Consider the following 12,063-nt stretch of genomic DNA (forward strand, 5'->3'; position numbering starts at 1 on the left):
ATAGTACGTGCGCCAGCGGCCTGCTCGTAAGCCTCGATAGCACTCATCGGCAGTAGCGGACGTTCTGCACCGCACCAGGTTCCGACCGCCAGCGCTCCGCGCTGGCCGGTTCGGTCAGCGCGGTATGCGGCATGAGCGGATATTCGCGCGGGATGTCTGTGTTGCACTTGCGATCACGTTGCCTGTGCGCTGAGTGCTCGTGTCCAAAACTCGACCACAGACTCGACGCAGTCTTCGATCGTGCGGTCGGCGGGTGGTTCTAGAGCGGCGCCATGGATCTGCGCTTCGACAGCCTGCACGAGCAGCGCTGCGGTCAATGCTGGATCGGCTCCGCCGCCGAGACGGCCCAGGTGAAAGTCGACCTCGTCCGCCAGAACGGTGCAACTGGGGCGCTGCGCTGAGGCCGAAAGGTTAAATGGCATGAAGTGCCATTGATGGCATAACGTGTCAAAAATAGCCTCGTTGATCAGGAAGACGCCCATGCGAGCAGGAATCGCGTGGGCGCCGACACCGTCAGCGAGCGCATCGAAGCGACCGGGGAGGAAGAAGACATGAAGATAGGTGTTACTGGAGCCGCTGGCTTCGTTGGCACGAACCTGATCGACGCGTTGGTTGCCGAGGGGCACGACGTGGTCGCCATCGACCGGGTGCGGAACCCGCGCGTGACATCCGATCGAGTCAGCTGGGCCGAAAGCGATGTGATGAACCGCGACTCGATGCGGCGCGCGCTCGAGGGTGTCGACCAGGTGTTCCACCTGGTCGCGATGATCACGCTGCGGATGCAGGATCCGCTGGCGTGGCGGGTCAACACCGAGGGTGTCCGCAACGTCGCCGAGGCTGCACTGGCCGTCGGCGCGCGGCGGTTCGTGCACATCAGCTCGGTTCACTCGTTCGATCAGGAGATCTGCGGGCCGGTGCTGAACGAGAATTCGCCACGTTCGGAACGTCCGAAAATCCCTGTGTACGACCGTTCCAAATGGGCGGGTGAACAGGAACTCCGCAAGGTCATCGACAAGGGTCTGGACGCGACGATCTGCAACCCGACCGGCATCTGGGGCCCGGTGGAGTACGCGACCGGAAAGTGGTCGCGGCTCAACGGCATTGCACGCGACGCTGCGCGGGGCCTGGTACCCGCGTTCATCTCCGATGCCGTCTTCGACATCGTCGACGTGCGCGATGTCGTAGCAGGGGCGATGCTCGCCGCCGAGAAGGGCCGCACCGGCGAGAACTACCTGCTCGGCGGCGAATACCAGCCGCTGATCGAATGGGCCCGGCTCAACGCCCGCGTCGCGGGCCGTCGCGGACCACTGATCGGCGTCCCATTGTCTGCGCTCAGCGCCATCATGCCGGTGGCCGAACCGATCTGCGCCGCACTGGGTTCAGACGTTCTCTCCCGGGCCACACTCAACGCGCTCTCGGCCGCACCGCGGGTGGACTATTCGAAGGCCGAACTCGAACTCGGCTACACACCGCGCACCGTGGAACGGTCTGTACGCGACTTTGTGTCGTTCCTCATCCAGTCCGGTCAGCTGGACCGATAGGTCCCGCGTTACAGACCTGAGCAGCAGACGCCCACACCGCGTTGATCTTCCGCGCCGCCGCGCCGGCCGGCTCGGTCAGCGCGGTATGCGGCAGTTCAGTGCGTTCAATGGGCCGCCGGCTCGGCCCGGTCCGAACGGCTTCGTAAGCGGCAATTGCGGAGGTTGTGTGTTTCGTCGGTCGAGATAGATTCTGGTCGTGATCTGGGTACGGATGGTCGGGCTTGCGCTCGTCGTGGTGGGGTTTCTGGCTTGCGCGGGTTGTGGCACACACGACGGTGGGCCGTCGTGGTTTTCGCCGAACGGCGGTCGAGGGACCGAGAAGACACATGTGTTCATCCAGGGTGGAACGGTCCGTCCTTCCAGGGTGACGCTGCGCGTGAGCTACCGGTGCCCGTCTTCGACACCGAAGGGGGGAGTGCTCACTGCTCAGATCGGAGACAGCGGTTCGACGGGCTTGGTGCACAGAGACCCCGTTCCTGTCACGTGCGACGGGAGCGAACACGGCATTGACGTCGATTTCGAGGAGAGTCTCCCCGCCGGCGAGGCGCGGGTACTCGGCATCGTCGCACTGTGGCTTCCGGCTGCCGTGCCTGATCCTGCCGGCGGTGCGGTTTCCCCTGCCGGCGCGTTGAGTTCTGTGCAGACACAGGACGTCGCCAACGACCTCAACGGCAAGGTCGAGTTGGAGGCGGCGTTGTGAGCGCGTCCACGTGATCTCCTGTGCGAAGCAGGGTGCCGTCTGCATCGCGGGGCGGCACCCACCCTGCATTCGGCTAGTTGGACACTTGCTGTCAGGATCGGAACCCGGCCAGGATTTGATCCAGGTGCCCGGTGCGATGCTCCCAATATTCGGCTGCCCGCCGTCTGTTTTGGTGTGGCTCTCTACTGGCTTGCCTCCGACTGAGGTCGACCATACGTATTGTCCAGCGGTGATGGCGGTGGCTGACTGGGTCCCTGACGGCCACAAGCGGCAACTGGTGCGGTAATTGGGAGGGCTGATGGCGACGGGGGCAACCCGGGCGGAGCTATCGCGTGAGCTGAAGGTAGCGATGTGCACGGACCGCGGCTTCACGATGCACCGAGTGGATGATGGCTATGCGTTCCGCAAAACTGTTGAGGGTGAGCACTTCTCGGGAGCGCTGGAGGTCCTGGCCGATCTCGTCCTGAAATACGGAGAACTTCGAGTGACCGGCACTGTCTCGATGACTGTTCCCGCTCTGCAAACCGCCATCGATGCAACACCGGACGCAGCGGTCAGCAATCTCGATCTGTCCGGCGGCAGGCCCTACTCCACCGAACTCGCGATCAAGAGCTTCGGGCGCAGAGGCAGCTTCGGAGAAGCCGAGCAAGAGATCCTGGTCGAGACCGACGACGATGTCGACGCGGCCGTCGAAGAATTCATCGGCATGGTCGACGGTCCTGTCAGCGACTGGGCCACAGCCGTATTGGCCGTCGAGCCGCTGGTCGCGGCGGCGGTATCGGTGACTGGCGACAGCAACCCTATGTTCGTCCGACGCCTGATCCTGTTGTTGTTATCGCTGAATCGGGCCGAGGATGCCGTACAGGTGATGGATGCACACCTGCGGGCCAAGCTGCACTTGGGCGAGCGGGAATCGCGCGCACCCAAGTTCGAGCAGCACCTACTCGATTCGTTCCCTGCCTACCGCCGCGTTCGAGAAGCCCGCCAACAGGATCAGTCGCAGTGAGATCTTGAGCGCGCGGTCTCGGGCTCAGACCTAACAATCGTCGTGTAATCGGCATGAGCGCGCACCGCCGGCGGCCGTACGGCGCTCTGCCCGTTGATCTTCCGATGCCCCGTGCTGGCCGGTTCGGTCAGCGCGGTATGCGGCAGAAGCGGATGTTCGGCGAATGGATTCTCGTTGGGTGTTGTCGGGTAGTGCTGGCACGATCGTTGCCGTGACCGAGCCCGACCTCCGCGCCTTGATGCGGTTGCACATACCCGAAGAATTCCACGCTGAGATCGAGCTGACGATCCGCGAAGGGTTGCGGCTGCGGCACGCTCGCGAAGATGATCCGATCATCGGCCATTTCGGTGGCCTGCCGCAGTTGCCGGACGGATTCGCCTGGCCCGGTGCCGATCACGGCCATTACGAGCACGTCGCCACCATCGATCTCGCCACCCTGCCGAATCTGGATCTGGATCTGCCTGCCTCCGGAAAGATCTCGGTCTTCGGGGATACGAACGGCTGGGCCGGGGCTTGTGTGTTCTTCCCTGACGACGTGGCCCTCAACGAGATGCCCTTGCCGCCGGACCTCGCCGAACGCAACGGCATCATCAGTCGTGTCGACATGACCTACGCGGTGGTCGAGACTATTCCCGACGCGCAGTGGTTCGAAGAGAACCTCCTCGACGGAAACGACCACGACGATGAGGTGTACGAAGGATTCGAAGCGTTCGGCGAGGCCTTCTTCACCCATTCCTGGGCCTGGCACCAACTCGGTGGCTGGGCCAACGAAATCCAGGGTCAACGCGACCGCGGCCTGCTGCCCGGCACGGCCGCCGAACAACACTTCTACCATGACTTCGAACCGTCGGGTCCGCTGCTGCTCGCCCAGTTCGACACCGATCCCGAAATCAACATGGGGTGGGGAGACTTCGGCACCCTCTACTGCTTCATCACCCCACAGGATCTGGCCGCCCACGACTTCACCAAGGTCAGTGTCCACTGGGAGAGCTACTGAGCAGCCGAGTCCGTCACTGAAGACTCGACCTCGGTGCCAGGCGGCGTTCGGTAGGAGCGGATACCTCCGCGCCGGCTGGTTCGGTCAGCGCGGTATGCGGCAATAGCGTGCAACGCCAACGGTGGCACTCCCGAAACCGCTGGTTGCTCCGAACGGGACTAGTCGTGCACCATCACGCACTGTGCACGATCAGCATTCCGGACATGTCATCTACCAATCGGGTCATGCCTACAAGCTGAGACTGGAACTCGAGTGGGATTTACGTTGCGGCACCACAGCAACCGAGTGTGAGCGAGCAGGGGCCGAACAGGCGGTAGCAGCGATCGTCGAACTCACCCGCGACTTGATCGAACCCAAGGAGTTCGGGCTCACCAAGTGCGTGCGATTCCACTCGGAGGGACTCTCCCTGATCGCGCAACAACCACTGGCAGAAGGACACTGGTATCTGAAGCCGCCAGGCACAGAACCGTTTCCCCCATACACCCGCGCCCAGATGATCGATGTTGAAACAATCGATGAGTCAGCAATGCTGGCAGCGGTCGATGTACTGTTCGATGCGCCATGCGACCTGTCAGGCAACCAGTGGCCATCATGGGAGGAGATGTATGTCTTCGACACCATGGCCCGCATACCGGACACCTCGGTACCCGCCACGCAGGACTATCTCGTCATCGACGACCTCGATAACAAAGCCCTGAATCTGCCAATTCCCCTGCAACGCCGAACCACAGGCGTCTGGGCGGGAAGATACAGCCTCGGTTTCATGGCGCCATTCTCGGTCCACGTGTGGCAAGACGAATACTCCGGCTTCCGTGATTCGGACTCCTTCAGCACCGCCATCGAGCTCCGAATCACTGTCCACTGGTCGCTGTGGTGGGAGGAAGCATCGCCTGGCCGCGCCCTACTCGATGCCGCAATCGATCGCCTCCATCAACGAGGCTGGTCCCGCGCCTGACGATCATCCCTGTACAAGGGCTATACCTATCCGAAACTCGGCAGTAGCGGACGTTCCGCGGCGCACAGGGTTCCGGCCGCCGGCGGCTCGCGCTGGCCGGTTCGGTCAGCGCGGTGTGCGGCTAGAAGCGGATACAGCTCTTCATGGCCGATCCTGCCGCGCCTGGGTTCTGAGCACGTCGATTTCGCATCCTGGCGAGGTGGGATCGAAGCCGTGATCGATCAGCCAGCGCACGCCGCGCAGACTTCGTAACGACCACCAAGCCCGGATCACCTCGAGGTCCATACCTGTGCCATAGCCCGACGCCACATCTCTCAGGCGCTCCGGGTGCCCGAGTGTCAATGTGGCGAGGTCGTACATGGCGTCTCCTTGAGCCGCCTCGGACCAATCGATCACGCCGGTGATCGCGTCTCCGTCGACGAATACATGCGCGAGCTGTAGGTCACCGTGGGTGAACACCGGTGTCCATGGCCGGAGCGCGACTTCAGCGGTCCGGCGGTTGCGCGCGATGATGTCAGCGGGGAGGACGTTGTTCGTGACCAGCCATGCGCATTCGGCATCGAGTTCCGCGGCGAGCTGCTCTGGGGTGCGACCGGGCCGCGGTGGCAACGGTGCGTCGTGCAGCATTCGCAGGGCTGCCCCCGCCGCGGCCCATGCCGCCGTGGATGCGGACGACGGCTCGCCGAGCCGGCCGAGCGACGCCGGTCAGTATCTACGTTCGCCGCCGGGTTTACCGCGGGCCGCAGACAATAGCGGATGCTCTGCACCGCAGCATGTTCCGGCAGTCGACGCCTCGCGCTGGCCGGTTCGGTCAGCGCGGTATGCGGCATTACAGATCACTACCGTGGACCATAGTTAGGTCATGTCGTGTGCTGGCGGATTAGTCCTGGATGGATGTTCCGCACCGAATTCCCCAGTCGTGCAACGTTTACGATCGGTAGATGAGGATCGCTGCGGCGCAGGCTCGGCCGGCATGGCTGGACCCTACGGCGGGAACGAAGACGGTGGTCGACTGGTTGACCCGGGCGGCCGAAGCCGGAGTGGACCTGCTGGCGTTTCCGGAGACGTTTCTGTCGGGCTATCCGATCTGGCTGGCCCGCACCGGCGGAGCCCGCTTCAACAATCCGGCGCAGAAGGCCGCCTACGCCTACTACCTCGATGCCGCGGTCACCCTCGATGGCCCACACCTGGCCACCGTGTGCGAGGCCGTCGCGGATCTGGGGGTCTTCTGCTATCTCGGGATCAGCGAACGCGTCCGCGGGACCGTGTACTGCACGCTGGTGGCGATCGACCCGGCTCGCGGAGTGGTGAGCGCTCATCGCAAACTGATGCCCACCCACGAGGAACGGATGGTGTGGGGAATCGGCGACGGTCACGGCCTGCGTACTCACGATGTCGCCGGATTCCGGGTGGGCGGCCTGTCGTGCTGGGAGAACTGGATGCCCCAAGCCCGTCACGCCCTGTATGCCGACGGGGAAACCCTCCATATCTCCACCTGGCCCGGATCGGTCCGAAACACCCGAGACATCACCCGTTTCGTCGCGCTGGAAGGTCGGGTCTATTCCCTGGCCGCCGGAGCCGTGCTCGACTACAGCGATGTACCTGAGGACTTCCCGCTGCGAGACATGCTGATCTCACAAGGCAAACCGGCCGGCTATGACGGCGGCTCCGCGATCGCCGGGCCCGACGGCGCCTGGCTGGTCGAGCCGGTGATCGGTGCGGAACGGCTCGTGATCGCCGAAATCGATCCCGCCCGGGTAGCCCAGGAACGACAGAACTTCGATCCCGCCGGGCACTACTCTCGCCCCGATGTCTTCTCGGTCACCGTAGACCGCCGCCGCCGCTCCCCGGCAACCTTTCTCGACGACTAGCTACTGCCACCACTGCGGCGCAATTCGTGCAAGGGAGTCGATACGTCGCGGCCGGTGCTGAGGCGCGGCCGGTTGATCGGAATCTCGGTCAGCGGTGCGGTCTCCCGCATCGAAGCCAACGATCGCTTGGCCAATTCCTGATAGACCTTGACGCCGTTGGCTTTCCACCGCAACGTCTGCTCATCCAGCGGCCGGGTCTCGGTGACCGGGTTACCGACCGCGAGATGCGCTGCGGGGATCGTCGTGTCCGCCCGAACCATGCTTCCGGCGCCGACGAGCGCGCGTGCTCCCACCCGTGCGCCATCCATCACGATTGCGTTCATGCCGACCATCGCCCCCGACTCGATGACGCAACCGTGCAGTACCGCGCCGTGCCCGATGTGGGATTCGGTCTCCAGCAACAACTCTCGCCCCGGAAACGAATGCAACACACAGCCATCCTGAACATTGGATCCCGCACCGATTACGATCGGGCCGAAGTCGCCTCGGATGCTGGCCACCGGGCCGATGTAGCAGCCACTTTCGACCACGACATCTCCGATCAGCACCGCTGACGGGTGCACGAACGCGTCGGCGGCTACAACCGGTATAACTCCGTCGATCTCATAGCTGGGCATACCCACTCCTGTTCCCCGGGCGGCCCCGGTCCCTTCTTGGAGCGTCTCACAACGTCTCGGGGCGTCAGAATTCGGCATTGAAGCAGAGCTTGAGCCTGTAATCGGCAATAGCGGATGCTCTGCACCGCACTGGGTTCCGGCCGCGGGCCGCCCTGCGCTGACCGGTTCGGTCAGCGCGATATACGACAATAGAGTGCGTCGCGAGAGCCAGCGAGGACGAGGCGAACGTTCAGGACGGGCCAGCCATGCACCGGCATCAGCCGGGGCAATAGGCAGTCTCGGCGGCGTTCACGAAGGCCATCGCCGAGCCGAACTCGCCTGGCTCTTCGCTCAGGAACTCGGCCAGACTTTGCTTCGATAGGCCGGCCGCGAGCAGATCGCAGACGGCATGGCCACCCTCGGAAATGCCCGGGAAATCCGAGATGATGTCGGGAAGTATCTGAATGCCATCCCGCTGGATGAGCAGGAACCCGAAATGCGCGTCCTGTAACGGGCCGTAGTTGTGGGGGCCCGCGACCGGCCGCAGCTCTGCCGACGGCAGCGCCGAGGCGGGGGCGGCGAACAAAACAGCAGCGGCCGCGGCGGCGAGCCCTGTAGCGATCTTCGAGAAGAGCAAGACGATTCCAATCGTGGGACAACTGCGCGACCCGGTGATCGCCACCAAGATCGTAAATGAGGTCGCCGAACTGCGCCGGGCGTCAATTCGCGTTCCGCCACTGGACCCCACGTGGCGGGTACCGGCGGCCAGGCAAGGCCGATAGCGGCAGACCTACCCGCCACATCGCGTACCGCACGAGCTGCCCACATTGACGCTCAGAACCAGCCCCATGACCCACGAGCTCCACCGACGACTCACCCAGACGAAGCACAACCGGCCAGAGCACACCCGCGGCATCAACCCGCCGTCAAGTTCACAACCTCCGACATCCCACTCCGATCATCGCCCAGGATGCTACGCACGTCGATCCTGCCCGGCGTCCGCTAATCGGCTACTTAGAGCGTGAGTTCTGCACGGCACCAGGTCCTAGCCGCCGGCGCCCCGCGCTGGCCGGTTCGGTCAGCGGTATGCGGCAAAGTAGTGCGTTCGTAGCCCACAACTCGTCCGGCACCAGCCAACGCGACAACTCGTCGATCGCGACCGGACATCATGCCGCGCAACCGAATACGGCACGCGGCAAACGAATCACGACGACGTGAGACACGGTCTAAGGAAGTTACGATCTTGACCATGCATTCAGACCTCGAAGGCATCTCCCGAATCACCCGCCTCGCAGCAGATTTCGACTGGACTTGGACCCTCCAGGATCTGGAGCCGTTCTGTTCCCGAACCGGCTGGCAGATCAACCTGGAAGACAGGTACTCGGACCTAACTACCAACTTCGCTGTCGATCGGCAGGATGCTCGAATCTATCGCAGCGAGGGTAAAATCAAGCATATTTCATGCTTCGTCACTGACGTCGCCTCGTCGGAGACCGAAGAAGTCGCTGATGAAGTCGCGCAATGGTTCACCAGGATCAGCGAGGTGATAACGACGACGCTGGGAGTATCCGCATCTGAGGATGTCACCGACGAAATGGAATTGCACTGGCTCACGCCGAAGGTCGTCTTCGACCTGGCGGCGTCGGGTTATGCGGTCTATCTCGACCTCTATAGTCCGGATTATTGGCGCTTCGTTGACGAAGTCAAACAACTCGAAGCCGAGGCGTACGAGGAATATGACGAAGACGACGAGGATCAGGACGAAGACTGACCGCCCCAGGGGTCCCGGTGAACCGCGCGGGTTTGGCAGAAGCGAATGCCACTGAGCCGCAGCGGCTCTCGCCGCTGGCCGCCGTGCGCTGGCCGGTTCGGTCAGCGCGGTATGCGGCAGTTGAGGACGTTCGGGCTAGATAGGGAACTCGTCACGCCAGCTGCCCCGTACCAGATGACGAGGAATGTACTCCGACTCGACGACCAGTTTCACGCCCATGTCAGTAGCCATACAAGCCATGGCAAGCGGCCCCAGGGCAAGACATCCTTCGGAGTCCTTTCTGCGGTCTGGGGTTGCGGTCCAGTATTCGCGATGGTGCCACAGCGCACCGACCAGCTCTTCATTGAACTCGTCGCGACTACGCATCAACGTGTAGAACAGGTTGATCGGTTGATACGCGATCTTGTCCAACCGGTCATGCGACATGACCGTCGCGACTTCACGGTAGGACTGCTCGATCGTGGTCTCCAGCTTCTCGGCCGCCCCAGGCTCCTGCCGGTACCAGGTCGCCAAAGTGTCGGCCCAGCTGTACCAGAAGTCGTCGAACACAAGCCCGGGAATTCGGAGGCGGTCCATCGAAACCTCCGAAAGCAGTTGCAGTCGTGCGCCATCCGCGCAGATAACCGCGAGATAGAACGTTGTCAGCCAGGTGATGACAGTGCCTCTGGCCGCCGACCCCGCGGGTGGCAACTGCCGCACCTTGTTATCGATGAAGCACTCCACGGGACCCGTCGTTCCGTCGGTGACCTGATACAACGCCGCCCCGATCTGCAGCGTACGCACCACTCCATCCCAGGTCTCGATGCGTTCTCCGAGGGGATCCACGGCACATTGGGCAAGCATGGAACCGTAGGCGAAGGTCCACACCCCGTCGATCAGATCAGTCGACTGCTCCAGCTGCTCGATCAGCTCGGTGACATCTTCCTCCGACTCGCGCGCCGTTTCGGCCCACTCGCCGCTCGGTGTCCAGTGGGACGACATCTGAAGCACAGGGCCTCCGCAATCTTTTGTTCGAGAAGCGTTCGGGCACAGCCTACAACCGCTCAACGATCCATCATTACGACCAGATCGATCAGGCCGAGACCAATTGTCGTCGTGTCATCGGCAATAGCGGACGTTCTGCACCGCACCGGGTTCCAGCCGCTGGCGCCCCACGCTGGCCGGTCCGGTCAGCGCGGTATATGGCAATTGCGCACGTTTCTGTCGGCGGTTATCAAGCCGAACAGTACGTGATTCATCAGTCCAGATTGCTTGCCCGCCCAGTGCCGAAAGATCGCAGGGGGCGTTCTTTGCCGGTGTACCGGGCAGGAAGGAACTGCCCAAGCCCAGCGTTGCTCATGTCCGCGACGACTGCTGGTTCACAGTCCTAACGGACGCGGACACGCGCCCAATCGATCACGGGTCCATCCGCATCGCCAGAAGGGGACAAGACGATTGTCCGCACCCCCGCCGTACGTGGAGTCCAGGAGATCTTCAAGCCGATGACGTTGTCGACCATGTGGACCAGCCTGTCGATCGTGTCGTGGGGGTTGGCTTCCTTTTCCACGAGACCTACCGATCGATACCCACGAAGATCTCCCAGGTAGATGGTGTAGGTGGAACCTACCCGCAGATCCTCACCGCCCACCGTGAATAGTCCATAGTTGGAAGTGACGTCGGCCGAAGCCGCTGGCGCGGTCAGCCCGGTAGCGCACAGGCAGGCAAGGGTTGCGCCGACTACGGCGATCGCTTTCATGTGTTGCCTTCTTGTTTGTAATGTGTTCGCAGAGAACAGGTCTAAGGGATATCACAGGTTGGCGCTGCCATTCGATGGCAGGTCGCCCGGCGAGATCCCACCCCCACAGCGCAACGCCCTCCGCATGCTGTCGGCAGTAGTTTGCGGCGCGGTCCGGTCGATCCACAGCCTCACGACTTTCGGCAGTAGCGGACGTTCTGCACCACACCAGGTTTCGGCGGCCGGCGCACCACCTGAGGGTGCGACAACACCGCCATCTACCGCTGCGAGTCGCACTTTTCGGCGCCCGTCGGAATGTGGTGCTGGGGTGTACCCCAAAACGACAGTCCCGCATGCATTCAGAGGGGTCGCGCTGGCCGGTTCGGTCAGCGCGGTATGCGGCATTATCGCTCACTCCCGCTGACTGAAGCCAGACCGGTTTGGCCCGGGCACCCGACGTGAACGCTTTGGTGGTGATGAAAACCCCACGCGCCGCGCCCACACGAGCACTACGACCGGCCGCGCCCGCAGTGCTCGCTTCTCGCCAACAGGGTCTACCGCCGAAAGAGATTGTCAGTAGGAGGCATTGGCCCCGTACTCGGCCTGGGCGCGCGTAAAGCCGTCGTACACCAGCTGATCGATCAGTCCGGACCGAGAGAACGAGGTGTACGCGAGGTACTGCTTGGCGCTCTTTGCCGCCTGCTCGTTCCAGTCCACATTCAGGCTGTCCACTGCGAACGTAGCGTCTGCGGTGGAGAAGTCTTCGTACTCGAGCTGGTGAATCAGACCGCTGCGGGAGAAGGCAGAGTAGTCGAGTTGACCGGTCCCCGATAACGGGACCACCCGGTCTTCGAGTCCGGGTTGTTTGATTCAGATTCAGTTGAAGCTGCAGGTCACCGGGTGGTGGGTGTG

The 12,063-nt window shown here is 63.0% G+C and carries 12 protein-coding genes and 2 pseudogenes; 7 read left to right on the forward strand and 7 right to left on the reverse strand.

Annotated features, from left to right (window positions below; translation table 11 throughout):
• Nucleotides 1-173: 173 nt before the first annotated feature.
• Nucleotides 174-482 carry a hypothetical protein gene (locus ACFXKA_RS36000; protein ID WP_379430753.1) on the reverse strand — a complete coding sequence of 103 codons (309 nt, stop codon included), beginning with the start codon at nt 480-482 and terminating at the stop codon, nt 174-176.
• Nucleotides 483-551: 69 nt separating this feature from the next.
• Between ACFXKA_RS36000 and ACFXKA_RS36005 the strand changes: the two genes are divergently transcribed.
• The 5 genes from ACFXKA_RS36005 (at nt 552) to ACFXKA_RS36025 (ending at nt 5,199) form a co-directional block, all read left to right on the forward strand.
• Complete coding sequence (locus ACFXKA_RS36005) at nt 552-1,541, forward strand: NAD-dependent epimerase/dehydratase family protein (protein ID WP_379430764.1); 990 nt, start codon at nt 552-554, stop codon at nt 1,539-1,541.
• 196 nt (nt 1,542-1,737) lie between these two features.
• On the forward strand, nt 1,738-2,241 hold the full coding sequence (locus tag ACFXKA_RS36010) for a hypothetical protein (protein WP_379430754.1): 504 nt from the start codon (nt 1,738-1,740) through the stop codon (nt 2,239-2,241).
• A 382-nt stretch (nt 2,242-2,623) separates the two neighbouring features.
• Nucleotides 2,624-3,247 carry a hypothetical protein gene (locus ACFXKA_RS36015; RefSeq protein WP_379430755.1) on the forward strand — a complete coding sequence of 208 codons (624 nt, stop codon included), beginning with the start codon at nt 2,624-2,626 and terminating at the stop codon, nt 3,245-3,247.
• Nucleotides 3,248-3,458: 211 nt separating this feature from the next.
• On the forward strand, nt 3,459-4,244 hold the full coding sequence (locus ACFXKA_RS36020; RefSeq protein WP_379430756.1) for a DUF1963 domain-containing protein: 786 nt from the start codon (nt 3,459-3,461) through the stop codon (nt 4,242-4,244).
• A gap of 181 nt (nt 4,245-4,425) precedes the next feature.
• The gene (locus ACFXKA_RS36025) at nt 4,426-5,199 is read left to right on the forward strand and encodes a hypothetical protein (protein ID WP_379430757.1); all 774 of its coding nucleotides are present in this window, start codon (nt 4,426-4,428) and stop codon (nt 5,197-5,199) included.
• Nucleotides 5,200-5,340: 141 nt separating this feature from the next.
• Here the strand turns inward: ACFXKA_RS36025 and ACFXKA_RS36030 are convergent.
• Nucleotides 5,341-5,859 (reverse strand): annotated as a pseudogene (locus ACFXKA_RS36030) (phosphotransferase); the annotation flags it as partial.
• 281 nt (nt 5,860-6,140) lie between these two features.
• Here ACFXKA_RS36030 and ACFXKA_RS36035 point away from each other — a divergent pair.
• Nucleotides 6,141-7,070, forward strand: coding sequence for a carbon-nitrogen hydrolase family protein (locus ACFXKA_RS36035; RefSeq protein WP_379430758.1), 930 nt, complete (start codon nt 6,141-6,143; stop codon nt 7,068-7,070).
• Here the strand turns inward: ACFXKA_RS36035 and ACFXKA_RS36040 are convergent.
• Together ACFXKA_RS36040 and ACFXKA_RS36045 are read right to left on the reverse strand one after the other, a co-directional pair.
• Nucleotides 7,067-7,618: a gamma carbonic anhydrase family protein gene (locus ACFXKA_RS36040; RefSeq protein WP_379430759.1), complete on the reverse strand. Its 552-nt coding sequence runs from the start codon at nt 7,616-7,618 to the stop codon at nt 7,067-7,069. The two genes, ACFXKA_RS36035 and ACFXKA_RS36040, sit on opposite strands and share 4 nt — an antisense overlap.
• A 325-nt stretch (nt 7,619-7,943) precedes the next feature.
• Nucleotides 7,944-8,303: a DUF732 domain-containing protein gene (locus ACFXKA_RS36045; RefSeq protein WP_379430760.1), complete on the reverse strand. Its 360-nt coding sequence runs from the start codon at nt 8,301-8,303 to the stop codon at nt 7,944-7,946.
• 612 nt (nt 8,304-8,915) lie between these two features.
• On the opposite strand from ACFXKA_RS36045, the gene ACFXKA_RS36050 reads away from it, so the two are divergent.
• Nucleotides 8,916-9,437, forward strand: coding sequence for a DUF6301 family protein (locus ACFXKA_RS36050; protein ID WP_379430761.1), 522 nt, complete (start codon nt 8,916-8,918; stop codon nt 9,435-9,437).
• Nucleotides 9,438-9,572: 135 nt separating this feature from the next.
• On the opposite strand, the gene ACFXKA_RS36055 is transcribed toward ACFXKA_RS36050, so the two are convergent.
• From ACFXKA_RS36055 to ACFXKA_RS36065, 3 genes and pseudogenes are all read right to left on the reverse strand, one after another.
• Entirely contained in the window at nt 9,573-10,418 is an 846-nt protein-coding gene (locus ACFXKA_RS36055; RefSeq protein ID WP_379430765.1) for an immunity 49 family protein, read from the reverse strand.
• Nucleotides 10,419-10,803: 385 nt separating this feature from the next.
• A complete protein-coding gene (locus tag ACFXKA_RS36060) occupies nt 10,804-11,172 on the reverse strand; it encodes a hypothetical protein (protein WP_364622881.1) in 369 nt (122 codons plus the stop codon).
• 552 nt (nt 11,173-11,724) lie between these two features.
• Nucleotides 11,725-11,967, reverse strand: a pseudogene (locus ACFXKA_RS36065) (Ltp family lipoprotein); the annotation flags it as partial.
• Nucleotides 11,968-12,063: the final 96 nt, after the last annotated feature.

Source organism: Nocardia sp. NPDC059228 (assembly GCF_042754245.1).
Taxonomy (GTDB): Bacteria; Actinomycetota; Actinomycetes; order Mycobacteriales; family Mycobacteriaceae; genus Nocardia.

Excerpts from the sequence above, each read along its gene's own strand:
- ACFXKA_RS36000 (WP_379430753.1), bottom strand. The coding sequence starts at position 482 with ATGGGCGTCTTCCTGATCAACGAGGCTATTTTTGACACGTTATGCCAT.
- ACFXKA_RS36005 (WP_379430764.1), top strand. The coding sequence starts at position 552 with ATGAAGATAGGTGTTACTGGAGCCGCTGGCTTCGTTGGCACGAACCTG.
- ACFXKA_RS36035 (WP_379430758.1), top strand. The coding sequence starts at position 6,141 with ATGAGGATCGCTGCGGCGCAGGCTCGGCCGGCATGGCTGGACCCTACG.
- ACFXKA_RS36050 (WP_379430761.1), top strand. The coding sequence starts at position 8,916 with ATGCATTCAGACCTCGAAGGCATCTCCCGAATCACCCGCCTCGCAGCA.
- ACFXKA_RS36055 (WP_379430765.1), bottom strand. The coding sequence starts at position 10,418 with ATGTCGTCCCACTGGACACCGAGCGGCGAGTGGGCCGAAACGGCGCGC.
- ACFXKA_RS36060 (WP_364622881.1), bottom strand. The coding sequence starts at position 11,172 with ATGAAAGCGATCGCCGTAGTCGGCGCAACCCTTGCCTGCCTGTGCGCT.